This is a genomic window from Rhizobium cerradonense (assembly GCF_030182455.1).
Lineage (GTDB): Bacteria > Pseudomonadota > Alphaproteobacteria > Rhizobiales > Rhizobiaceae > Rhizobium.
Genome location: NZ_JAQJCK010000008.1, coordinates 144134 through 166738, shown reverse-complemented (window position 1 = coordinate 166738; position 22605 = coordinate 144134). Strand labels below are relative to the sequence as shown.

General features: G+C 61.8%; 17 protein-coding genes. 4 read left to right on the top strand and 13 right to left on the bottom strand.

The genetic code is table 11. The annotated features are described in order from the left end of the window. Positions 1–11: 11 nt before the first annotated feature. The 3 genes from PH547_RS20100 to solA are packed head-to-tail and all read left to right on the top strand — an operon-like array spanning position 12 to position 3460. Positions 12–788: an ABC transporter ATP-binding protein gene (locus tag PH547_RS20100; protein ID WP_120707645.1), complete on the top strand. Its 777-nt coding sequence runs from the start codon at positions 12–14 to the stop codon at positions 786–788. Further along, positions 785–2281, top strand: coding sequence for an HAL/PAL/TAL family ammonia-lyase (locus PH547_RS20095; protein ID WP_285169224.1), 1497 nt, complete (start codon positions 785–787; stop codon positions 2279–2281). The genes PH547_RS20100 and PH547_RS20095 overlap by 4 nt, the downstream gene beginning before the upstream one ends. Positions 2282–2290: 9 nt before the next feature. After that, positions 2291–3460: an N-methyl-L-tryptophan oxidase gene (gene solA, locus PH547_RS20090; RefSeq protein WP_285169223.1), complete on the top strand. Its 1170-nt coding sequence runs from the start codon at positions 2291–2293 to the stop codon at positions 3458–3460. 27 nt (positions 3461–3487) lie between these two features. Here the strand turns inward: solA and PH547_RS20085 are convergent, their stop codons facing one another. Together PH547_RS20085 and PH547_RS20080 are read right to left on the bottom strand one after the other, a co-directional pair. After that, complete coding sequence (locus PH547_RS20085) at positions 3488–4261, bottom strand: slipin family protein (protein ID WP_104826457.1); 774 nt, start codon at positions 4259–4261, stop codon at positions 3488–3490. Positions 4262–4296: 35 nt separating this feature from the next. Next, a complete protein-coding gene (locus PH547_RS20080) occupies positions 4297–5649 on the bottom strand; it encodes an NfeD family protein (protein WP_285169222.1) in 1353 nt (450 codons plus the stop codon). Between the two features lie 352 nt (positions 5650–6001). Between PH547_RS20080 and PH547_RS20075 the strand changes: the two genes are divergently transcribed. After that, a complete protein-coding gene (locus PH547_RS20075) occupies positions 6002–7144 on the top strand; it encodes a polysaccharide biosynthesis/export family protein (protein WP_350223743.1) in 1143 nt (380 codons plus the stop codon). 38 nt (positions 7145–7182) lie between these two features. On the opposite strand, the gene PH547_RS20070 is transcribed toward PH547_RS20075, so the two are convergent. The 11 genes from PH547_RS20070 to tssC are packed head-to-tail and all read right to left on the bottom strand — an operon-like array spanning position 7183 to position 22555. Then, positions 7183–8118, bottom strand: a complete 936-nt coding sequence (locus PH547_RS20070) for a serine/threonine-protein kinase (protein ID WP_285169220.1) — start codon at positions 8116–8118, stop codon at positions 7183–7185. Continuing rightward, positions 8115–9476: a type VI secretion system-associated protein TagF gene (gene tagF, locus PH547_RS20065; RefSeq protein WP_285169219.1), complete on the bottom strand. Its 1362-nt coding sequence runs from the start codon at positions 9474–9476 to the stop codon at positions 8115–8117. Before tagF ends, PH547_RS20070 begins: the two co-directional genes overlap by 4 nt. An 11-nt stretch (positions 9477–9487) precedes the next feature. Next, on the bottom strand, positions 9488–12991 hold the full coding sequence (gene tssM, locus PH547_RS20060; RefSeq protein ID WP_285169218.1) for a type VI secretion system membrane subunit TssM: 3504 nt from the start codon (positions 12989–12991) through the stop codon (positions 9488–9490). Beyond that, complete coding sequence (gene tssL, locus PH547_RS20055; protein WP_285169292.1) at positions 12988–14508, bottom strand: type VI secretion system protein TssL, long form; 1521 nt, start codon at positions 14506–14508, stop codon at positions 12988–12990. Before tssL ends, tssM begins: the two co-directional genes overlap by 4 nt. After that, on the bottom strand, positions 14505–15845 hold the full coding sequence (gene tssK / locus PH547_RS20050) for a type VI secretion system baseplate subunit TssK (RefSeq protein ID WP_350223742.1): 1341 nt from the start codon (positions 15843–15845) through the stop codon (positions 14505–14507). Before tssK ends, tssL begins: the two co-directional genes overlap by 4 nt. Before the next feature lie 22 nt (positions 15846–15867). Then, entirely contained in the window at positions 15868–17031 is a 1164-nt protein-coding gene (locus PH547_RS20045; RefSeq protein WP_285169216.1) for an FHA domain-containing protein, read from the bottom strand. Further along, positions 17021–18046: a type VI secretion system baseplate subunit TssG gene (gene tssG, locus PH547_RS20040; RefSeq protein ID WP_285169215.1), complete on the bottom strand. Its 1026-nt coding sequence runs from the start codon at positions 18044–18046 to the stop codon at positions 17021–17023. Before tssG ends, PH547_RS20045 begins: the two co-directional genes overlap by 11 nt. A 20-nt stretch (positions 18047–18066) precedes the next feature. Further along, positions 18067–19848, bottom strand: coding sequence for a type VI secretion system baseplate subunit TssF (gene tssF / locus PH547_RS20035; protein ID WP_285169214.1), 1782 nt, complete (start codon positions 19846–19848; stop codon positions 18067–18069). Continuing rightward, positions 19841–20350 carry a type VI secretion system baseplate subunit TssE gene (gene tssE, locus PH547_RS20030; protein ID WP_285169213.1) on the bottom strand — a complete coding sequence of 170 codons (510 nt, stop codon included), beginning with the start codon at positions 20348–20350 and terminating at the stop codon, positions 19841–19843. The genes tssF and tssE overlap by 8 nt, the downstream gene beginning before the upstream one ends. After that, on the bottom strand, positions 20343–21173 hold the full coding sequence (locus PH547_RS20025) for a type VI secretion system accessory protein TagJ (RefSeq protein WP_285169212.1): 831 nt from the start codon (positions 21171–21173) through the stop codon (positions 20343–20345). The genes tssE and PH547_RS20025 overlap by 8 nt, the downstream gene beginning before the upstream one ends. Beyond that, entirely contained in the window at positions 21170–22555 is a 1386-nt protein-coding gene (gene tssC, locus PH547_RS20020; RefSeq protein WP_285169211.1) for a type VI secretion system contractile sheath large subunit, read from the bottom strand. The genes PH547_RS20025 and tssC overlap by 4 nt, the downstream gene beginning before the upstream one ends. Positions 22556–22605: the final 50 nt, after the last annotated feature.

Here is a 22605-nt window from a genome sequence, read left to right as displayed (position 1 = left end):
TTGGAGAGATCATGCCCGGCGTCACCCGACTTTCGGTCCGTAATATCCGCAAGAGCTTCGGCACGCACGAGGTTTTGCGCGGCATTTCCCTCGATGCGCAGGACGGCGACGTCATCTCGCTGCTAGGCGCCTCCGGCTCGGGCAAATCCACCTTCCTGCGCTGCATCAATCTTTTGGAGACCGCCACCGACGGCGAAATCTGGGTCGATGGTGAGCAGATCCGCATGGTGCACAAGGGCGGCAAAACCAAGCCGGCGAGCCAGAAACAAGTGGATCATATCCGCTCCGAGCTAGGCATGGTGTTCCAGTCCTTCAATCTCTGGTCCCACATGACGATCCTGCAGAACGTCATTGAGGGGCCGGTGCATGTGCTGAAGCGGCCGCGGGCCGAGTGCATCGCCGAAGCTGAAGCGTTGTTGGAAAAGGTCGGCATCGCCGACAAGCGTCATGCCTATCCGGCGCTCCTCTCCGGCGGCCAGCAGCAGCGCGCGGCGATCGCCCGCTCGCTCGCCATGAAGCCGAAGGTCATGCTCTTCGACGAGCCGACCTCGGCGCTCGATCCCGAGCTGGTTGGCGAAGTGCTGCGCGTCATGCGTTCCCTAGCGGAAGAGGGCATGACCATGCTCGTCGTCACGCACGAGATGAGCTTTGCCCGCAATGTCTCCAACCGCGTCGTCTTCATGCGCGAGGGCCTGATCGAAAGCAGCGGCCCGCCGCAGGAAATGTTCGGCAGCGGCGCCTCGCCGGCTTTCCGCCAGTTCATCGGACATTTCGGAACCCCGACATGACGATTACGCTTCGAACGGTGCTCGGCTGGCGGGATATCGCCAGCGTGGCGGAGGGGGCGCCTCTGTTGCTTGCGCCCGCCGTCCGGGAGCGCGTCACCTATGCGAGCCGGATTGTCGAACGCATCGTCGAGACCGGCGTGCGCGCCTATGGCATCAATACCGGTGTCGGTGCCCTCTCGGACACAGTGGTCGATCGTGAATCCCAGAGCCGCCTGTCGCGCAATATCATCCTCAGCCACGCCTGCGGCGTCGGCGAGCTGTTGGCGCCGCGTGAGGTGCGCGCCATCATGGCCGCTCAGATCGCCAATTTCGCCCATGGCCATTCCGGCGTGCGGCTGGAGATCGTCAGTCATCTCGCGGCCTTTCTCGAAAAGGGTTGCATTCCCGACGTGCCCTCGAAAGGTTCGGCCGGGTATCTGACGCACAATGCCCATACAGCGCTGGTGCTGATCGGGGAGGGCAGTGCCAAAGTCGCCGGTAAAGCCATGTCCGGTCGTGAGGCATTGGCGGCGATCGGTCTTGAACCGCTCGTGCTCGGCGCCAAGGAAGGACTGAGCCTCGTCAACGGCACGGCCTGCGCCACTGGCCTTTCCAGCGTGGCATTGGCGCGCGCCGAGCGCCTGCTCGCCTGGGCCGATGCCGTCGCGGCGCTGACGCTGGAGGCCGCAGGTTGTCAGGTGGCGGCATTCGACGAAGCCGTGTTGGCGTTGCGCCCCTCCAAGGGCATTGCCACGGTCGGCGCATCGCTGCGCGCCCGCATGCAAGGTAGCGGCCTGATTGCCGCGGCTTTGGGACGGCGTACGCAGGATGCTCTCAGCCTGCGCGCCATTCCGCATGCCCATGGCGCGGCACGCGACGTCTTCGACAATTCCGCAGATGTTGTCGACCAAGAGCTTGCTTCCGTCACCGACAATCCGGCGGTTTCCGGCACGCCGGAGAACCCGGTAGTTTCGTCGGAAGCGCATGCGGTTGCTCCCGCGCTCGGACAGGCTGCCGACAGCCTCGCTATCGCGCTCGCCCAGCTTGCGGCGATGAGCGAGCGGCGCACGGATCGGCTGGTCAATCCGCTCGTCAGCGGTCTGCCGCCCTTCCTCGCCAGCGACGCCGGCAGCAATTCCGGTTTCATGATCGCGCAATATACGGCTGCAGCGCTAGCCAATGAGAACCGCCGGCTGGCGGCACCCGCCAGCACCGACGGCGGCCTGACCTCCGGCCTGCAGGAGGATTTCCTGGCGCATCCGACGGCGGCGGCAAACAAGCTGCTCGCGGTGATCGACAATGCCGAATATATCCTGGCGATAGAATTGATGGCGGCGGCGCAGGCGCATGACTTCCTCAGTGCCGCGGGAGGCCGCGCCGCTGGCACGGACGCGATCTACCAGATGGTGCGCGACCGTATTCCGCATTATGGCGACGACCGGCCCTTGAGCGGCGATATGGAAGCCTTGCGAAACCTCGTTCGCGAGACGCTGCCGCCCGATTTTGCCAAATAGGATGGCTTTATGACCGCTCAGTTCGACGTCGCCGTCATCGGCCTCGGCGCCATGGGAAGCGCGGCAATTTCCTTTCTCTCGGCGCGTGGCGTCAAGGCGATCGGCATCGACGCTCACTTTCCCGCCCATGCCTTGGGTTCGTCGCATGGCGACAGCCGGCTGATCCGCCTCGGCTATTTCGAGGACCCGTCCTATGTGCCGTTGCTGCGGCGCGCCTATGAGAACTGGCGGGCGCTGGAAGCGCGGCTGCGCACCGACATCCTGACGATCACCGGTGTCCTGCAGATCGGCAAGCCGGATAGCAAGATCGTCAGCGGCACCCTGGCTTCCTGCGAGCTGCATCAGCTACCCCACGAGGAACTGGATCGGAAGGCGATGGCGACGCGTTTTCCGGCCTTTGCGTTGGACGAAGACGAAGTTGCGGTGCTCGATCCGCAAGGTGGCTATCTCCGTCCGGAAGCGGCTGTCATGGGCTATCTGAAGCTCGCGGCCGAGGATGGCGCGGTCCTGCATTTCGGCGAGAAGGTGACGGCAATCGAGCCCGATGATGCCGGCGTGACGATTTCATCTGATGTAGGCCGCTATCGCGCCAGACGGGTGATCGTCTCGACCGGTTCATGGATCGCCGAACTGGTGCCGCAGTTGAGGGAGTATGCCAATCCGATCCGCCAGGTCGTTGCCTGGTATCAACCGCGCGACGGCTTCGTGACGCAGCCGCATCGCATGCCCGCCTTCCTCCGCGACGAGGGGGAGGACGGTTCCTATTTCGGCTTCCCGGCCATCGGCGTCGACGGCGTCAAGATTGGCCGCCATGCGCATTTCATGGAGCCGATCGATCCGAACCAGCCGAACCAGCCCGTCAATGACAGGGACAAGGCGCTCCTGGATAACTTCATCGCAAAGCGCCTGCCAGCCGCCGCGGGCATTCGCGTCAATGCCATCACCTGCCGCTACACGATGCTGCCGAGCGAGGATTTCCTGATCGATCTCATGCCCGGCGAGCCGAATGTCGTCGTCGCCTCACCCTGTTCCGGCCATGGCTTCAAATTCACCAGCGTCGTCGGAGAAATTCTTGCCGATCTTGCGATGGAAGGCGGGACGAAGCTGCCGATCTCGGCCTTCTCCTTCGAGGCGATGGAGAACTTCCTTGCGCCGCGGAAGATGCAGGCCCGCAGCTAGCGATAGCGGGCGCCGGATCGCGGCGTGTTATTGCTGTGGCTTGTTCGTCTTGGGCGGCAGCAGATTGGCTAATTCCATCGGGAAGGGAAACAGGATCGTCGACGTCTTTTCACCGGCGATGACATTCAGCGTGCTCAAGTAGCGAAGCTGCATGGCTTCCGGTTGCTTGGCCAAAACCTCGGCTGCTTCGAGCAGCTTCGCCGCCGCCTGCTGCTCGCCTTCGGCATTGATGATCTTGGCACGCCGCTCGCGTTCCGCCTCCGCCTGGCGGGCGATTGCGCGGATCATGGTTTCGTTGATATCGACATGTTTGATCTCGACATTGGCGACCTTGATGCCCCAGGCATCCGTCTGGGCATCGAGGATCTCCTGAATGTCGCTGTTGAGCTTGTCGCGCTCCGCTAGCATCTCATCGAGGTCGTGCTTGCCGAGCACCGAGCGTAGCGTCGTCTGGGCGAGCTGGCTTGTCGCCATCATGAAGTCCTCGACCTGGATCGTCGATCTCTCGGGATCGATGACGCGGAAATAGATCACGGCGCTGACGCGGACCGAGACGTTGTCATGCGAAATGACATCCTGGCCGGGCACGTCGAGCACCCTTGTGCGCAGGTCGACCCGCATCATCTGCTGGACATAGGGGACGAGCAGGAACAGGCCGGGTCCCTTGACGCCGGTGAAGCGGCCAAGCGTGAAAACCACCCCGCGCTCGTATTCCCGCAATATTTTGATCGCGGACGCAAGGACGAGCAGCAAGATCAGGATGACCACAAGATAGAAGGCGAGATCTGCAAACATGCCCATGATTATTCCTCCTGCTTTCCGGAGCTGCCGCTTTTCTAAGTGCTGCGGATCACCTCGAGCGTCAGGCCGTCGCGGCCGGTCACTGTAACGGCGTCACCGGTGGCAAGCGGCTCCGAGGACACTGCCTTCCAGCGCTCGCCATGGGCGATGACGTAGCCTGCGGTGCCCGTCCAACTGTCGACTTTGCCCGGGATGCCGATCATCTGTTCCGTGCCGGTGCCGACTTTGCGCCAGCGGGAAAGGATCGCGAGGCGGGCGACGACGAGGCTGAATGCAAAGGCTGCGACAGCGATACCGCCTAGTACGCCCCAGGACACTTCAAAGCCTGGAATATCCGTATCGAACAGAATGGCTGCCCCGAGCACAAGTGCAATCCCACCGCCCATGCCGAGGGCGCCAAAGGAGGGCGAATGCGCTTCGGCCACGGTGAGGCCCACGCCCATGATGATCAATCCGACGCCGGCATAGCTCACCGGCAGCAATGCCAGAGCGTAGAGACCGAGCAGCAGGCATATGCCGCCGATCGTGCCGGGGACAAATGTTCCAGGAGTGAGAAATTCGAAGATGATGCCGTAGATGCCGACCATCATCAGGATGAGCGCGATGTTCGGATCGGTAATCACGGAAAGAAGGCGTGTGCGCCAGTCCGGTTCGAATTCGCGAAGGGTAAGGCCGGCGGTATCGAGACGGATATCCGTTTGGCCAACACGAACCGTGCGTCCCTGCGACTGAGTTAAAAGGTCTTCGATGGTGTTCGCCGTGAAATCGACGACATGCTCGTGAACGGCGGCGGTTGAAGAAAGGCTCGCGGCCTCTCGCACGGCCCGTTCCGCCCAATCGACGTTGCGATTGCGCAGTTCAGCCAGCCCGCGAATATAGGCGACGGCATCGTTGATCGCTTTCGCTTCGCTGGCGCTGCGGGGGACTTGTCCCTGTGTGCTATCCGGCTTTTTCGGAGTGTCCTTATCGGGCTCCGTACCGCCAAAAGGGCTGCCGCCGATGGCGATCGGAGTGGCCGCGCCGATATTGGTGCCCGGCGCCATCGCCGCGATATGGCTTGCATAGAGAATATAGGTACCGGCGCTGGCGGCCCGGGCGCCACTTGGCGCCACGAATCCCGCCACAGGCACAGGCGAGGCAAGGATCGCCCTGATAATGTCTCGCATCGATGTGTCGAGACCGCCGGGAGTGTCGATCTGCAAAACGACGAGGCTTGCGCCATCGGCGCTTGCACGTTGAAGGCCGCGCCGTATGTAATCTGATGTCGCCGGGCCGATGGCGCCGTTCACCTTCAGGACAATAGCAATGCGCTCTGCTCCGAATGTCGGTGAGGCGGTTAGGCCGAACGCTGATGCCAGAGCCAGCATCAAGGCGAGGATTGGCGGCATTCGTCGCCAAAGCTTCAAACACTGCGCTATCGTTCGCCGAGCATTCATTTTCATGAATATATGGCAGCGTCGTCAAACGGTAAGTGGAAACCGTCCCTGTCGATTTCCATTATTTTTAAAGGAGCTAAGGAGCTCAACAGATCCAGATGTCTCAGGCCACGAAGCCCGAATCCTGGGGCGGAACCAGCGACTTCCAGGATATTAGATTGCATCTTTAAAACGAGCGGTTGCCAATAGGTCACAGCCACCGGCTCGAAGCTGTCATAATTTGTTTTTTGATCCTCTCGCATATTGCCTCCCGCCTTATGGTTGATATTTCTGCCATGCCTTTATTACCCATAGGAGATTCGGGATGCGGAAACTGGCGCCAATTGCACTCATGGTTGTCTTGAGCGCATGTGCGAGGCCATCGGATGGGCCGGACGCCGGTAATATCTACAACGCAACGTTGCCGCATTCGAATGAGAGAATTCCGGTCGTTCCTCTGGCAGATGCGCCCATGGGTGGTGCAGTGGCAGCGCCGTCCTACGCGCCGACGGATCAGGGGCTGAGCATTTTCCGGTCTGCGGGCTTTGCCGATGCCCGTTTGCGTCGCGGTGACGTGATTGATGTGACAATCTTGGACACGGGCGAGGACGGGCTGCTTTCGTCGACCCAGAGCAAGGCGCTCAATCTCGGCCGCTTCACCGTCGATTCCCAGGGTTTCGTCACCATGCCTTTCGTCGGCAAACAGCGGGTGGTCGATTCGACGCCAGAGGGCTTGCAGTCGCAGATCATTAGCGGGCTCAAGGGATCTGCCGTCAATCCGCAGGCCGTGGTGACCGTTGTCGACAAGCCCTCGAGCGCGGTCACTGTTGACGGCAAGGTCCGTACGGCGGGACGTTTCCCGCTGACGGCGCGCAAGGAGCGCGTACTGGACGCCATCGCGCTCGCAGGCGGCGCTTCTTCCGCACCCGGCTCGGCGACTGTGACGCTGACACGCGGTTCGAAACGGGCGACCGCGCCGCTTGATCGTGTTCTTCAGGACGATCGGCAGAATGTCCGGTTGCTGCCCGGAGACCAGCTTTTCGTGGCCGACGATTCGCCAAGCTTCACCGCTCTCGGCGCCTTCCGGAGTGTCGGCGAATTTCCATTCGAGCCTGGCAAAATGACCTTGGCGCAGGCGCTTGCCCGCGCCGGCGGTCTGCTCGACGACCGCGCCGATTCTCGCAATTTCTATGTCTTCCGAAACCAGAAGATCTACTCACAGCCGGTCGCTGCCGCAGCCGGCAAAGCCGCCGCCCCAGCCGTCGTGTCCGTCAAGCCGGAGATCTACCGCGTCAATCTGAAGGATGTGTCGAACTTCGTACTGATGCAGCGATTCCAGATGCAGGACGGCGATACGCTTTATGCAAGCAATGCCGGCATGGTCGACGCGGCAAAGCTGCTGACCGTTTACCAGAAGAGCGCTCCGACAGCCGCCGCGCCTTTGCCCGGCGCCAGCGCTGCGAACTAAGGTATTCGCCGCATAATATTCCGGCTGGCGAGTGCAAATTAGAAAGAGCGCAGGGGGTCCGCGCTTAATGTCCCGAGGAGGCCAAGCGCGGCTGCCGCGCTCGCCGGCCTCATGGATGGGTCGGGTCGAGTGAGATGTTCGGCAAAAGCACTGATATTTTCGACATCATCCCCTGTCTCCTCGCATCCATCGAGAAGAACATGCAGCACGCGGCCGGCTGAATAGAGGTCGGAACGAAGATCCGCGGCTGCTCCGTCGGCCTGTTCCGGCGCCATGAACGGCGGGGTGCCCGCCATTTTGATCTCAAGATCGCGGTTCCGACCACCTTGTTTCAGCGCTACACCGAAATCGGCAATCTTTAGCCCGCGAAAATCGTTGTCAGGCAAAAGCAGGTTTGCTGGCGTTATGTCGCAATGGACATAGCCGGCTTCGTGGATTGCCTGAAGTCCTGACAGCAGGCCGCTCATCATCTCTACAATATCGCGGGCCGAGATAGCACCGGCGGCAAGCCTTCGGGACAGAGGCACTCCAGCCCATTCCATCACGATTGCCGGCCGGCCATCCGGAAGCCGCAAGGCGATTTGGGTCCGCGCAATATGCGGATGATGAAGCGCCATCCCGATCTCGGCTTCCCGCAGCAGAAGTCTGCGCGCACCCACATCATTGGCATGGCTTGGCGTGACGGTCTTGAGGGCATGAAGCGTTCCAAGGTCGCGGTGACGAAGCCTGCTGATTTCCGTGCACTCGTGGCGGTGGACGGTTTCCTCGATTAGAAAACTGCCAGCAATGAAGATCGGGTTGTCGGAGGGGAAATGTGGTAGCCGCCGATCCAACGCGTCGCGTATGCGGTCGATCAACATGGTCTGCGTTTCGGGTGGACGATTACCCTTGCCGTCGTGGGTCAATAGGCGCAACAGGCTGGAAAACCGGGAGGCTATTTCTTCCAGATCATCCGAGGGCAGTCCGTTGCTCATGGGACACCGACGACGATGGCGCTGAGGTTCTCACGGCAATTCGCTATCAGACCTTCCTGGACCAGCGCATTGGCAGCGCGCTCTATCGGCGTCTCGATCATAATCTCAGCGATCACGCGATCTGCGAGCATGCGGGACAACGCGGCACTGCATAAGATCAGGCGATCGCCAGGGCGAAGAGCGTCGAGAAACGTGTCGGGTACGAACTGCTGTTTGAGCCCCACCCCTCGCGCAAGCGTACGTCTAAGGCCGATATCCACATGATCGCGCGTGAGGCAGCGCATCATTCCGTCGCGCAGCAGATAGCAGCGTGCATCTCCGGCCCAAATGAGCGCTAGCTTTCCATCGAAAATGGCTGCGACCACGATGCTGGCGAATGGCGGCTGCTGTTCGCCGGATGCCGCTTTCGTCTGCAGAATACTGTTGGCATGGCCGAGCTTGCCTTTGATGTCCTGAACGAGGGCCTGAAGGCTCTCTTGAGCGGCAACGCTTGCGAGCACGCTTGTTGCGGTTCTCGCAGCCTCGATAGCGCCCGTGCTGTCCCCGACACCATCCGCGAGGGCGAAAAGGCGCGGGCGTTCGGATACCAGCAAAGCGTCGGCATTGAGCGATAGGCGTGTTCCCGAATGGCTGGCGTAGCTGCTTTCGATCCGTCGTCCTGTTTCGGGTGCGGTCACGTTATCGGCGGGTTCTGTTGATTGGGAGGCAACTGCCGGTGGCGGCCCTCGGGGCTCCTCCACTGTGACAAGCTTCAGGAAGTCCCGAATGGTGGGCGGACCCTCCGTCTTGAAGCCTTTGCCGTGCCTGGTATCCGGGACCATGCGCCACCAGAGCGAAGCAGGGGCGCCGATATCGGGCGAAACCGCGTCATCCGTCGGCCGAATGTTGGGAATCGGCAGTCGAAGACGCCTCACGCCTTCGATGAAGCGAGGCATGTCGAAATCCGATTTCGTGGATGTCTCGGCAAGCGCTTCGGCTGCGGTGAACCAGATGTCATCCTCGCAAATGTCGCGCAGACGTCCGGTAAATCTATGGAGCTGCGCTGCGATGATCAGCGGAAAACTTCGCCCGACGCGATCCTTGCTCGGCAGCAGCACGCCGGCGACCGCGGCGGGGCTCCAGACACCACCCGCTATCGCAAACCGCCAGGGTGGGCAGGCATGGAAGAGACGACGCCAATCTTTTCCAAGTGTTGGCTCCATCGCTCCCAGACCGTCTTGGATCCAGCGGTCGAGCTCGATCTGGAAGCGCCGCCCCAGTGCGGTGGAAACGAAGTCCCCATGCGTCGGCAGTTTACCGAAGAAGCCGATCATGTCGGTTTCCTGTGGCAGCGCTGTGCGAGCAGAGCGTTCATTCATCGGCCGCACCGCTAGAACTGGGTTGGGCAGGTAAAGTCGGATAGCGCCTGCAGTCGGAAGGGGTTGAGAACGGAACCGAATTGTACGTCGAACTCGGCGGCTTGGCCGGCATTGTCGAACTGCGCCCGGAAGAGATCCGGTCCTTGCATGGTGATTTTTGCCCCGTCGAAAAGCCGGAAGGGCGACCAATCGCCGCTCTCGGTCATCGCCTGCTGCCAGCCGCCGGGCAGAAAGGCGATGCGGGATTGGTTTTCGGCTCCTGTGGACGGCCACGCAATGGATTTTGATTGGATCGGGCCGTGGAAGTAGACCACGCGCTCGCCCCCGATTTCCATCATCACCGCATTGGCCGAATCCGTCAGGGATACCGGTTTGATGTTGATGGAAATCGCCGGTTTTTCGCTCCCGGCGGGGAAGAACGCGCGCTCGATCTTGTCGGCATTCTCGAACTGGGCGATCGCCTGACTCGGAATGCTGTCGCCACCAAAAGTGCCGCGCCATCCCCATGGCTGGGCGCTGGTATCGACGAAAGCTTCCAGCCTGCTCTTGAAGAAAGTTTTGAAAAGGCCCTCCGGCCCAAAAAGACGCACGAAATCCGCCATCGCCACGTCCTGCGAAGACGCCCGCTGGAAGGGATATCGCCCCGTCACGATCCGCGAGCAGAGGTTCGCACCCTCTGTGGCCCATAGGTCGTTGATACGGTCGCGGGCGGTCTTGACGGCGAGAGCGCCGATGTCCGCAGCGACTCCGGCCATCCACGTGTCTACAGGCGCGGGAAGCCCGCGCGCCTGCTGGAGGAGGTCCTGATTGGCACTTGTGAGCTGTCCGCCGGCATCGAACACGCGGGCGACCTCCGCAGTCGAAGTCGAAGCGCGCGAGAGCTGATTGTAGAGGTTCTGCAGGATCGGCAACAAGGACTGGATTTGCGATCGGGCGGCATCCTTGGCGCCTTCCGGCTGCGCACCGGCTTCCTGTTTTGTGCCGCGAGGGATATCAAGCGCTGCCCGCAACGGCCCGTATGGGTCCGGCGCATTGGCGGCGCTCGCCAAGGCGGATGAAAGGGCCGAATCGGGCGCATCGCCCAGCGATGCGATCTCGATGCCGTCTGATGGCCGAAGGTCGGTCGCTGCGGCGATTGATTTCAGGAAGGCTTCGATCGGGCTTGGATTGGCCGCGAGAATGCGTGTCGTTTCCGTTGCATCGGCAAGGTTCTGCGACGGGCGGACCTGCAGGTCGGCGAGCAGCCCCGACCATTGCCGCCCGAAAGCATCAAAATAGAGCTGCAAGGCTGCCTGGGTGACGACCTCGGTTGTCATTCCCGCGGAATTGCTCTCGTTTCCGCGAACCCATTGCTCTCTAAGCGCTTCGGCAGCAGCCTCGGTGATCATCGGCAGCACGACCGTCCGATATCCCTTGCCGGTGAAAAGTCCGGGAATACCGCCGCGAAGCGTTGCTTTGGATTTTCGCTGAAAAGCCTGTTCGCCAAGCGGACCCAACGCATCGGCCGGAACCCACGGATCGAGCGCGCGCGCCTGCGGCGAATAAACGAGAATATCGTAAGCGCGGGCCGCCAGGCTCTGAGCACGGATGATGTCGCGCGCCTTGGCGATGAGCTGGTTGTCGAGTTCGATCGCCGGAAGCTGACCCTCAACCATGGCCTCGACATGGGTGATCAGCGCTTGCCGGGTCGCCGTTCGCCCTTCGTCCGGATAAAGCGAGGCGAACATGTCCGTCGCCTGCTGCGAAACAAAATCCTTGTCCATTGGCCCCATGCCGCCAAGCATGCCGTAGAATTTCAGGGCGTCGAAGGTCTTTTCGACATCGGACGTATTGGCCATGTTCTTCTGCAACTGGACCAGCATGCGCGGCAACAGCAGAGAAGTGAGCGCTCGCCGATAGGCGCTGCGCTGCCGGCTGGCGATCTTGTCCTCCTGATTGAGGCCAAAGCTCGTCGGCCAGACCCTGGCTTCGGAAAAGCCGGTGGTCACCGCGCGCAGATTGTCCAGTGCCGGCAGGATACGCAGGAAATCAACATCGGAGACGTCGCGAACGGGAATGCCGCTTGCAAGCTTCTCATAATTGTCGATGCGCTTGTCGGCAGCGGCAATTGCGCGGGAGTTCTGGAAATAGGTTGCGGTCCAACTGGTGAAGACGATGGCCAGCGCGACGGCCGCGAGGCCATAGGCGGCGCGTTTGATGATCGTCTGCCGGCGCGACAGACGCCGGTCCCGCGCCACAAGCGAAGCCTCGTCGAAAATGACATCCTTGAACAAGCGCGACAGGAAATAGCTGCGCCGCATGCGGGCGGAAACTGCGGATAGGGCGGAAGGCTCTTGTGGCTGTGTGGCGGAGGCGAAATAGACGCCACGCATGAGCGGTGCCTCGATGAGGTTCGATGCCGAGCAAAGTTCGGTCAGCACCTCATGCAGGCGCTCCTTCAGCGAGGCAAGTTCCGCCGGAAAACGGAATATTCTCCCGCGCACTTCAACGTTCGGCTCCTGCTGGAGACGCTCGATGAGCATGGTGCCGACACGCTCCTGCAGAAGCGCGAACTCCTCCATGAACCGATCGGGCAAATTCTGGCCCTGGTAACTTTCCTCCAGCCCGAAGGTCGTGCCCCAAACCTGCTCACGATCCGTCTTGTTGAAGCCGTCGAAGAACTCGACGAAGCCCGTCAGCAGATCCGCCTTGGTTAGAACGATGTAGACCGGAATGCGCGCCTGCAGGAATTCGTCGAGTTCGGAGAGCCGCTGGCGGATGGCGCGCACTTCTTCGAGCTGTGCCTCATGATCACGGGTGAGCAGGTCGCCGATCGACAGCGTCACCAGTGCGCCGTTGATGGGTTGTGACCGGCGATATTTTCTGAGCAGTCCGAGAAAACCTTCCCATCCCGCCTTGGATGCACCGTTCAGATCGTCCTGTGTCGTATAGCGGCCGGCCGTGTCGATAAGGATTGCCTCATCGGCAAACCACCAATTGCAGTTGCGGGTGCCGCCGGCGCCCTGCACCGAGTTGCTTCCAAGCGCATCGCCAAGCGGAAATTTAAGCCCGGAATTGGTCAGCGCAGTGGTTTTGCCGGAGCCCGGTGCGCCGAAAATCACATACCAGGGGAGCTCATAGACATAGCCGAACCGCTTCTTAGTAACGCGGCGCAACAGCGAGAGGGCTTCCTTGAGGCGGCTATGGATCTCGCCGACCTCCGCCTGCTGGCTCGCAGCGTCGGACGCCGCATCCTTTTCAAGGCCTTCGACGAGCGCCTGGTCTCGCTTGCGGGCGCGGAAGGCCGAGACGATGAGATAGACAAGCCAGATTGCGATGACCAGGCCTATGGCAACCATCCGGGCGTTGACGCTGGCGAGCGGTTTGAAATCGCCATAACCGAGCGTGTAGCCGTAAAGCCAAATGCTAACGCTGATCGCCGCAACCCAGATGAGCGATATGAACCGCCGGCCGAGAAGACCGGCATAGACTGAGACATAGGAGCGGAGCGTATAAAATAGGCTGAGCGGGTTCATGGTGAACCCCCCGTTGTCGGAGCCTTCGTTTCACCCGTCTGCGTGCCGTCGGCCGTAGGCGCGGTGACGTTGGCGTCGCTGAGCGTCTCCTTTGGATCGGTCAGCACCAGGATTTCAGTCCGGCGGTTCGTTTCCCGGCCTTCCGGCGTTGTATTGCTTGCCAGCGGATCGCTATCGGCACGGCCTTCCGTCAGGATTGCCTCCTTGCCGGTATAGGCGGCGAGAATATCGCCGACAGCCCTCGCGCGAGCTTCGGAGAGATGCCAGTTCGAGGGGAATTGCGCCGTCCTTATGGGAACATTGTCCGTATAGCCAACGACCACGGCGCGATATTTCTCCGAGGCAAGCGCGCCGCCGATCCGCTGGATGAGATCGCGGAACCGGCTGCTGACCTCGGCGCTTCCGGTATCGAACAGGCCGGAATTGTTGATCCTGACGAGCAAGCGGCCGTTTGCGTTCGAAAGCGTAACCAGCTTGCGGTCCACCTCCGGCTGCAGGAACGCGAGAAGATTGTCGAGCCTGCTTGGGACGGTCGGCTTGATGGGTACCGGATCTGGCTGAGGCTGCTGTTTGGGCGGCGTCTCCACCTTGGCGACGACGACGGGTGGCTTCGGCGCGTCGATGAGCACGCTGGGCGTTTCATGCGGTGGCAGGTTCGCCAGCCGCTCGAAAGTGCCGTCGGAGGCTTCGTTGAGCGACAGTGTGAAAAATAGGTAGCCAAGGGCGAAGAGGAGGACGAGGGCGGAAAGCGCCGTCCAAAGGGCAACGGCCGTGCGCAGCGGCTTATGCCGCGCGGAAACACCCCGCCAATGGGGGGAGAGCTCACGCTCGAAAACGCCGTATTGGCCGAGAAGCGTTTTGTAGAGGCTGTCGCGGATGCGGCCGAGTTCCAGAGACCCGCGCGCCGAGACCCGCGTGCGTCCCTCGAATGCCAGCGACAGGCAGAGATAGATGAGAAGAAGCAGGTCTTTATTGGCTCCCGGACTCTGGTGGAAGTGATCGAGCAGATCGAACACCCGGTCGCCGCCGGTCACATCCATATGAAAGGTCGAGACGAGCCCGGACCGAGCCCAGCCAGCGCGCACGCCCCACGGCTTGCTGAGAACCACGTCGTCGATCGTCGCGCACACCACATAATGGGCGGCACGCGCGCGCTCCGGACTGATCCGCGCGCTCGCGAGATCCCGTTCATAACGCCCGACGGCATCGACGGTCACCCGGCGAAGCTCGGTGATGTCAGGCTGTGCATCCGTGTTCCGCAGGCTGTGGGCGAGATTGAGAAGCGGCGCTGCCGAACGGACGATCGTCGGCACTTCCTCGCCGCCGAAACGGAAATCGCGCACCAATGCGTCGACCGACCATCCGACGGAGCGCAGGTCCTGCGGTTCCGTCGGGGCGAGGGCATCGTCCAGCAATGCCGCCATCTTGCGGGCAGATTCATTCTTGCTGGCGCCGTCCTCGGTCAGCTCGATGATCGTCGGCAGCTCCTGCCAGGGCGTCGATTGTGGCGTATTCATTCTCTGAGGGCCCACAGTTCCATCTCCAGACCCGGGAAGTCGCCTGCAAGATGCAAGGCGATTGCACCGGACGTATCAAGCTGTTTCCAAAGCGGATTCTTCGTGTCGAGCTCGAAGTAGATCGTTCCCGACCGATAGGGCAGTTGCCGCGGCAGCACCGGCAGCGGCCTGACGGGTATGCCGGGCAGAGCCACATTGACGAGGTCGGCTATCTTTTCCACCGGGCCGACTTTGATCTGCGCCGGCAGCTTGCGCCGCACGTCTTCCGCCGACATTTCGGCACGCACGGCCAACACGAAACCGGCATCCTTGAGCAGCGAGCGGTCGTTGATCAGCCCGACACGCACGCCATGACGCCGTTCGGCCAGCTCGATCGCAACGGCCGCCTGCTCGAGGACGGCTGAAAGCGATGTTCGCAGATCGTCGAAGACAGCCGCAAAGGTCGCCTTCAGATCGTCGTGCCGATAGGGCGGAAAGTCGCTGGCCCGCTTGCGGTCGGTGGTGAAGGTCGCGAGCTCGCCGGCGAGCTGAATGCATTGCTCGTAGAAGACAATCGGATGCAGCCGGGTGGCGTTCGCTGCGATATGGCGCAGCATCGGATCGGCGCGATTGAGGATGTGTAGCAGAAAATAGTCGCCGACCTCCGCAGTGCCGCGAATAGTCGGATCGCCGATGCGTTCGGCAATCGCCTCGGCGCGGTGACGGACGATGCCGAGCAATTCGGTCACGAGCTCGTTCAGCCGTGGTTCGGCGGCGCAATTGAGCGACGGCGCGAGATATTCCGGATCGAGGATCACGGCCTTGTCGGAACGCACCTCAATGATGCGGGCGAGCCCGATCAGCTCATAACCTGCCAGTTCGTCGCCTGCCTTCAGATATCTGAGGCTCAGCCGACCGACGTCGATCGGCGCCATGAAATCCGTTTCGACATTGGAGTCCGGCGCTTCGTAAGGAGAGGCGACGATGCGGACGCTGTTGCGGGTTGCGCCGCCATTCAAGGCGACGTCGGCCTTGCCGGGTTGGCGCGCGGGCAAGGCCAGATAGACGACGGCGTTCTTCGTCGATTCATCAAGATCGAGCGGTGGCGGTAGATCGGCGTCAACAGGCGCTTCGAAAGGCGTTCCGTCCGGCAGGATGCCACGCAGGTTCGACAGCGCGAACTGTCCGATCGCCAATGCGCTGCGGTCGATGCCGATTTCTGCGATACCCCAGGGATAGGGCGCAAGCCCGCGCGCGGTGGTTCGCACGAGCCGTTCCGTCCATCGATCGGCCTGCTGAAAATGCTGTACGCGAAGGAACATGCCCTCGCTCCAAGCCACTCGGTTTTCGTTTTTCATCGGCCGTTGTTCGTCCTCTTCGTCATGCTGTCTGAAGCCTGCTCTTGCCGGCTATCCCAGCGCGCATCGCCTCGCCGAATAGCTCGCGTATAGAAAGGTGCCTGCCGTCCTTCTCGAACTGGGCGCGATAGGCCTGCCAATACCGATGGCTGCCCTGCCACGGCAGTTTCCGCGATGCCGCATCGACCCGCGCTTCGATCATGCGGGGTTCCAAGGCCTGGCCGGCTTGATCGGCGAGATTTTCCAGCGCAGCGTTGAATTGCGCCTGTTGCGATAGCAGGGCGCCAAGGCGCGCAATGAGCCGCTCCTCGTGGCTCCGCTCGAAAAGACCGGTCTCGTCTTCGGCTGGGAGAGTATCGATTTCGAATATCGAGAGGCCGTCTGCCAAGGCCTGTTCCAGCCGATCGACCATGGTCTCCAGCCGGAGGATGTAGGACTCCGCATCGCCGGAGCGCCGGCTTTGCGGCGGCCGATCGGCAAAGTCGGCATCGTTTGCCGCGACGATCGTCTTCGTACCGCCATCCACTTCGACAGTATTGCGGCTGCGTGCAACCGGCACGGAGACGCGCGTTGCCGCGCCATGCTCCAGTTGGCTGCCGTAGTCAAAATCCGCGTTCCAATCGTTGGGAAGCACTGGTTCGATGCCGCTGGTATCGGGCGGTCCGTCCCAGCCGATCTCGACGTCGCGGATCGATTTTGTGGCTGCGTCTATCCGTCGCCAGTCGGCGGAGCCGTTCGACCAGTTGTCACCGTTACGCTCGCCAAGTATGCCGGTGGCGGTATGCCCGCCGGGCGCGACATCGGCCAGAATTGAGGAAATCGTCAATGTCTCGTCGCTGAGTGCCAGTCCGGCTTCCGGATCGCCGATCTCGCGATCCGCTTCGCCAGTGACGACGGCTATGAAAGCAAGGCCGCCGATTTCAATTCGGGATTTATCCGCCAGCCGTTTCGTCTCGCCCTCAGGCACTATGACACCGTCGACACGCGATCCGTTGGCGCTTTGGTCGCGCAGCAGAAAGCCGTTGCGATCCCGTTCAATGATGCAATGTATCTTGGAGACGAGCCGTTCGGGGTCGGCCAACTGCCAATCGCAGTCCGGCGAACGGCCGAGCGTGCGTCTGCCGCGCTCGAAGAACCATTTGGCGCCGATCTCGGTGCCCGCGATTTGCCTCAGTTCAAGCCGCATCGCCGCCTCCATTAATCATGACCTGCGACGATGAGCGAGTTTCGGTGACAATGGCATCGCCGCTGTCGCGATCGGCTTTCGCAACCCGCGCCCAACTGTTCCAGCCGAGCCTGGGTGGATCACCCGCGGCGCCAAGCCGGCAGAAAGGGATATGTTCTTTCTTCAGGACGACCTGGATATCGAAATCGAGCGCCGGCCCGGCATAGAGCCGGGTCAGAGCAAAGAGTTCCCCGATCTTCATCCCACCTGGAGAGAGCGACAGATAATCCTGGTAGTCGAGCGGTCCGACGATCACGCGAAAACTGCTGCTGAAATCATGGATGGCCGCGCCCGCGGCTGCGTTGACGCCGAGCCGCACACCCTGCGGCTGGCCAAGCCGGCTACGCTCCGTGACCGGAATTTCCAGCCAACGGCCGCGGAAAAGCTCGACCTCGACAGGCAGGCCCGTAAATTCGCAGAGCATCGCGCGCAGGTTGACCGCGTTGCGCGTGCGGCTCGCGAAAAAGCCGGAGAAGCGCAGGATCAGTTCATCATCAACGGAGACTTGCTCCTTCAACCGCGCGGTACCAAAACCCGCGATCGAAAACAACGTGGTGATGAATGTATTGCCGTTACGTTCGCGGCTCCAGCGCAGCCGCCTGGCAATTCGGTATTTTTCGCAGGCATCGACGAAAAGCTCCGTCATGCGTGCGCTGAAGAGATCGAAGAAACTGGCAAGGCCGCGCGATCGGTTTCGCTCCTCGCGCATGATCAGTTCGTTGTAGCTGGGCGGCATCGAGCCGAGAGGGCCGAGCAGAGCCGCCATCGTGCTGCGCACTGACGCAGACCGCTCTTTGCGGCGGAAGCCGCTCACAGCCAACGGTGCCGGCGAAACACCGATCGGAGACTCGACCGACAGGTCTCCATCCGTCGCCGACTGAGCCACGCGGAAAGCCGTCGCCGGCTCGAAGCGACCGGGGTCGCGTTCGAGCAGCGATGCGAGAGGATCGTTCCTGTTCTCCGCGGGCAACGTCATCGGTGCGTGGCGATCCTTTCCTAGAGAAGCGGTCGTTCGGCAGCGCGCGCCGGCCAGACTGCGATCGGTTTCGACTGTCCCTTCATCGAGATCGAAAGGCGGGTGAAGCTGTTGATGGATGTGTAGAGGCCGAGGAACCGGTCGAGAACGCTGCCGAACAGATAGGCGGATGCCCTGTCGATCGCTGCCGGGTCGAATTCGAGCATGACATCCGTGCCCGGCACCATTCCGCCGCTTCCGAGCCGTGCCGTCGAACTGTGGGCTTGCACCCGCACCAGCGCATCGACGAGCTGCTTCGTCTCGCGGCTGTCCCGGAAGGTGTAAAGCGAGAGAATATCCTTCAACGCCGCGCCCTCATTGTCGAAAAGGGAAAGATGATTGAGCAGCAGGTGCGACACGAGCCGCCAGTTGCGTCCCTGCTGTTCGTTCATGCGGACCGAAGGGGTCGGCGGCATCAGCGCTTCGACGGAACCGACAGCTTCGCTGCCGGAGGCGAGCTGCAGATAGGGATGACCGCCGCCGAACGGCAACTGTTCAGGCAAATCGCGGTTCAGGCAGAGCGTATCGATGCTGGCAATCCTGTCCAGCGGCCCGGGCGCCTTCCGTCCCCTGTCGACGAAGGCGATATCCATGTCGGACGTGCGATCGTCGGCATCGAAACTGCGGATACATTGCCAGAAAAGCGATCCGGATCCGCCCTTCTGGCTGCGGCCGAAAAAGGGAGGGCATACTTCCTCCTCGCCCCCGCGGCCGGAGACCAGCACGCGCTCTATCGCATAGATCTCACGCGTCTTCTGCCGCCGGGCATCGGGCAACAAACGATATTCCGTGCGCGTACCGTCGAGGGTCAGTGGTTCGCAGGTCTGGCGGAAAAGATTGACGACGGGCGTGGCATTGAGCACGAAATCGCGCGCCGAGACCGTCCGTTCCAGCTTGGTGTCCGTCTCGTCGAGATAGATGAAGATTTCCAGCGTTTCTCCACGCCAGACATCAAGCCCGCCAATGTCGATGAAGAGGAATTTCTGCGGCAGTGCGAAGAACTCGGTCAGCAGCCGATAGCCTATGAAGCTTGAAGAAGGATAGGGCAGCATCGACTGGTCCGGCTCGAAACCGACGGGCCGAAGCTTGGTGGCCGGCAACAGGATGGGATTGCGGTCGTCGGCGTGATGGGCAAGCGCAAAGCCGAGCGTGTGGTTAGCAAGCAGCTCATGGAGCGCGACGGCCTGCTGCCAGACCGAGGCGATATGCAGCCGCAATCGCTTTAGTCCGATGTCCCCAAGCGGCTTGTTGGCGTCGCGCGAACGGATGGACAGGCGCAGGCAGCCCGCCGCGCCGGCATGCCGCGATGGCGGGGCGCTGATCGGATGGCTGGAAAGCGAAGCCGAAACGATTTCGACCGGCAGGACATCCGTATCCTGCGTTGTGCGGAAACGGCAGGCTTCACCGCCGATCGGTTCGGCAAAAATTTCAGTGTGACGCGGCACGGTCTGGACCGAGGCGAGCGTATTGCTCGGCGCGAACCGGACGATGCCCATGGAGGGCAGTGGCGCCAGATAGTGAGGATAGAGGGTTTCCAGCAGGCCGTCCGTCAGCTCCGGAAACTCGTCGTCCAGTTTCTGGCGAACGCGGGCGGCGGAATAGGCAAAGCTTTGGATGAGCCGCTCGACATGCGGATCGTCGGCGATTTCACCGGTCATGCGCAAACGGCCGGCGATCTTCGGAAAAGCATCGGCAAAACGCGCCGCGCGCCGCCGGAGAGCGGAAAGCTCGTCGTTATAGCGCTGTAGGAAGCCGTCAGACATTGGCGGTCTCCACCAGAAAACGCTGGGTCGACGGATCGATCATCGATTCAAAGCTGATCGGCGGCATTCCCTCATGCACCCGGAAGGTGGCCTGGATGCGCATGCGAAGGGCCCGCTCTCCGTTGGAGCGGCTTTTAAGGATCGTCACGCGCACATCGGAAAGACGAGTTTCGAACAGGGCTATGCGCCGCTCGATGACGCGGGCAAGGCGCAATTTGGCTTCGTCGGTAACGAGGTTCGCCGATACCATGCCATCGACGCCGTAAGAGACCAGTGCATCGCCCAGCTCTTCGCAAGCCGAAGGCGGCGCGGTTGGGCGGCGTCGGGTGTTGAGCAGGGCTTCGAGGTCGCGGCGAAGCCCTTCGCGCAGCTCGCGGATCTGTTCGGTCGTGCTCAAGGGCGGGTCTTGCGACAGGTCCGGATTGGCATCGACCAAGCGGTCGATGATCGATCGCGCAAGTGTCCTTTCCTGTGGCCTGTAGCGTTCCAGCGGGTCAACCATGGGCCGAGCGCCTCGTCTCTTCTGTCCAGCCGGATGCCTCGAGTTTCACGGTGTCGTGGAAGGACACCAGTTCATCGCCTGCCAGAAAACATCTCTGACCGCGGCCGGTGGTGATCCCGGTCGGTTCGTCGATCCACTCTGTCTCGCGGCCAAGCAGCAGTTTCCCGTCCGCCGGCGTTCCGTGATAGATCGCCGGAAGGAGAACGAGCGCACTTGCGCCATCGACCAGTTCGAGCTCGGCCCGGCGGAATGCGAGGTCTCGCGGCCGTGCGATGGGTTCGATAGTGACGGCCGCGATCTTGGCAAAATCCACCCAGAGATAGGCGCCGCCGTTCATGATGACTTCCAAGGCGTGTGGAACGCGATCGTCGAGGTCACGCAGGTCAGAAACCTGCTTGCCGTTCCAGATCATCGGCTGCTCGCCGCGCAGATCATCAAGCGCCTCCAGCATTGCCCGCGTTTCCTTCGGCGATCCCTGCCGGCTTGCGATGCCGAGCTGCAATGCCGCCTTGTCGAGCTCGCTCGGTCCCTGCGGAAAATCGGGTGTTGCCGCATCGCGAAACCACGCCGATCGCGCAGCCATCGCCCGCAACTGGTTGCGCAACAGCGTAAATCCCATCGTGTCTTCCGGTGCGAATGTGTTGGCGAGATTGCACTGCGCATCAGCGCGCTCGTAGTCGCCATCGAGCACCAGCAGATCGATGTAGAGGTGCCGAGCCTCCTTATCGGTCGGTGAGACCTTCAGATGCGCCTTCACCTGTTCCATTGCATCTTCCAGTGCATTTTCACCGAGGGCTTCGGCAATCCTGGCGGATAGCATCATGCGGACATCCTTTGCGGCAGGGCGGGACGCGACAGGGCCTGGGCCGTGTTCGCGGTCTCGGCAATGAGATGGAAGCTCGTAGAGACATCATCGAGCTGGAAATGCGGCTGCAGCCGCACGGTGCAGGAAAAGATCCCTGGCTTGCCCGGAATTTCGCTGACCGCAATGCCGGCGGAGCGCAGGGGGAAACGCGTGCGCAGCGCAAGATCGGCATCATCATTGCCGAGCGTATATCCGGAAAGCCACTCATTGAGCTTGCGCTCGATCGAGCCGGCGTCCGATAGCCGGCCGATCTCGTCACGCATGATGACCTTCAGATAGTGCGAAAAACGCGAAGCGCAGAGGACATATTGCAGCATGGCGGCGATCCGCGCATTCTGCCGCGCCTGCTCGCTGGAATAATGCGGCGGCGCGTGCAGGGACTGATTGGAATTGAAGATGACCGAGGCCGACAAATAGGTGGTTGCGACCGGCACCAGGCCGAGTTCGCAGAGTTGCTGCTCCTGCGTGCTGGTCAGTCGTATCTCGACGGGTGCCTGGGCCGAGAGGCCGTCGCTTTCGATCCCCATGTCGTAGGGTGCCAGTTCTTCCGCGCTCAAGAGGCCGCCATCCACCGCATCCTGCGTTACGCCGCGGATATCGGCAAACCAGCCGGACTCGATAAAGTTGCGGATGACGATCAGAGCAAAGGCAAAGGCGCCGTTGCCCCACAGCAGCGTGCTGCCATCGGCTGCGATGCTCTCGCGGAAAGGAAAATGATCGTCGCGTCGGCGCGCGAAAGGCTCATAGGGCGATCGCATCAGAATGCGCGGCGCCACGAGCCCGAGGAAACGCGAATCCTCGCGCGCCCGCAACCCGTTCCAGCGGATGCGCTGCGGGTCGTTCGCGAGCCAGGAAAAATCATGCACGCGGTTGAGTTCGCTGAAATGCTGAAGGCCGATTGCCCGCGGGGAAGCGGCTGCCACGAAGGGGCAGAACGCTGCCGCAACCGCCATGCCGATTTGCGTCAGCGCACCGATGGCATCGCTGCCCGCAGACTCCTCGGGCGAAAATTCATAGTCGCCGATCAGCAGGCCGAACGGCTCGCCGCCAGGCATGCCGAATTCGCGGCTATAGACGAGTTCGAACAAATGGCTCTGGTCGAAATCGGTGGTGCGCTCGAAGTTGCGGGATAGCTGCGGCCAGCCGACGCTCAGCATCTTGATCTTCACGTCATCGGCGCGATCGGCCTGCTCCACAAGCAGAGCCAACCCACGCCATCTCGCCTCCATCGCCTGGAATTCGGGATGGTGGAGGATGGCGTTGACCTGCCGATTGAGCGTATCGTCGATCATGGCGATCAATCGATCTATCTGACGCGGTCGCGCTGTGCTGGAATCCATCGCTGTTCCGATCATGGGCCTGCCGAGGATCCGCGCGGCGATTGGGCGCC

What these genes read in the sequence shown, in the direction of transcription:
- PH547_RS20075 (WP_350223743.1), top strand. Translation starts at nt 6,002, where the DNA reads ATGCGGAAACTGGCGCCAATTGCACTCATGGTTGTCTTGAGCGCATGT.
- PH547_RS20100 (WP_120707645.1), top strand. Translation starts at nt 12, where the DNA reads ATGCCCGGCGTCACCCGACTTTCGGTCCGTAATATCCGCAAGAGCTTC.
- tssK (WP_350223742.1), bottom strand. Translation starts at nt 15,845, where the DNA reads ATGAAAAACGAAAACCGAGTGGCTTGGAGCGAGGGCATGTTCCTTCGC.
- solA (WP_285169223.1), top strand. Translation starts at nt 2,291, where the DNA reads ATGACCGCTCAGTTCGACGTCGCCGTCATCGGCCTCGGCGCCATGGGA.
- PH547_RS20045 (WP_285169216.1), bottom strand. Translation starts at nt 17,031, where the DNA reads ATGCGGCTTGAACTGAGGCAAATCGCGGGCACCGAGATCGGCGCCAAA.
- tssF (WP_285169214.1), bottom strand. Translation starts at nt 19,848, where the DNA reads ATGTCTGACGGCTTCCTACAGCGCTATAACGACGAGCTTTCCGCTCTC.
- tssC (WP_285169211.1), bottom strand. Translation starts at nt 22,555, where the DNA reads ATGGATTCCAGCACAGCGCGACCGCGTCAGATAGATCGATTGATCGCC.
- tssE (WP_285169213.1), bottom strand. Translation starts at nt 20,350, where the DNA reads ATGGTTGACCCGCTGGAACGCTACAGGCCACAGGAAAGGACACTTGCG.
- PH547_RS20095 (WP_285169224.1), top strand. Translation starts at nt 785, where the DNA reads ATGACGATTACGCTTCGAACGGTGCTCGGCTGGCGGGATATCGCCAGC.
- PH547_RS20025 (WP_285169212.1), bottom strand. Translation starts at nt 21,173, where the DNA reads ATGATGCTATCCGCCAGGATTGCCGAAGCCCTCGGTGAAAATGCACTG.
- PH547_RS20085 (WP_104826457.1), bottom strand. Translation starts at nt 4,261, where the DNA reads ATGGGCATGTTTGCAGATCTCGCCTTCTATCTTGTGGTCATCCTGATC.
- tssG (WP_285169215.1), bottom strand. Translation starts at nt 18,046, where the DNA reads ATGACGTTGCCCGCGGAGAACAGGAACGATCCTCTCGCATCGCTGCTC.
- tssL (WP_285169292.1), bottom strand. Translation starts at nt 14,508, where the DNA reads ATGAATACGCCACAATCGACGCCCTGGCAGGAGCTGCCGACGATCATC.
- tagF (WP_285169219.1), bottom strand. Translation starts at nt 9,476, where the DNA reads ATGAATGAACGCTCTGCTCGCACAGCGCTGCCACAGGAAACCGACATG.
- tssM (WP_285169218.1), bottom strand. Translation starts at nt 12,991, where the DNA reads ATGAACCCGCTCAGCCTATTTTATACGCTCCGCTCCTATGTCTCAGTC.
- PH547_RS20070 (WP_285169220.1), bottom strand. Translation starts at nt 8,118, where the DNA reads ATGAGCAACGGACTGCCCTCGGATGATCTGGAAGAAATAGCCTCCCGG.
- PH547_RS20080 (WP_285169222.1), bottom strand. Translation starts at nt 5,649, where the DNA reads ATGCCGCCAATCCTCGCCTTGATGCTGGCTCTGGCATCAGCGTTCGGC.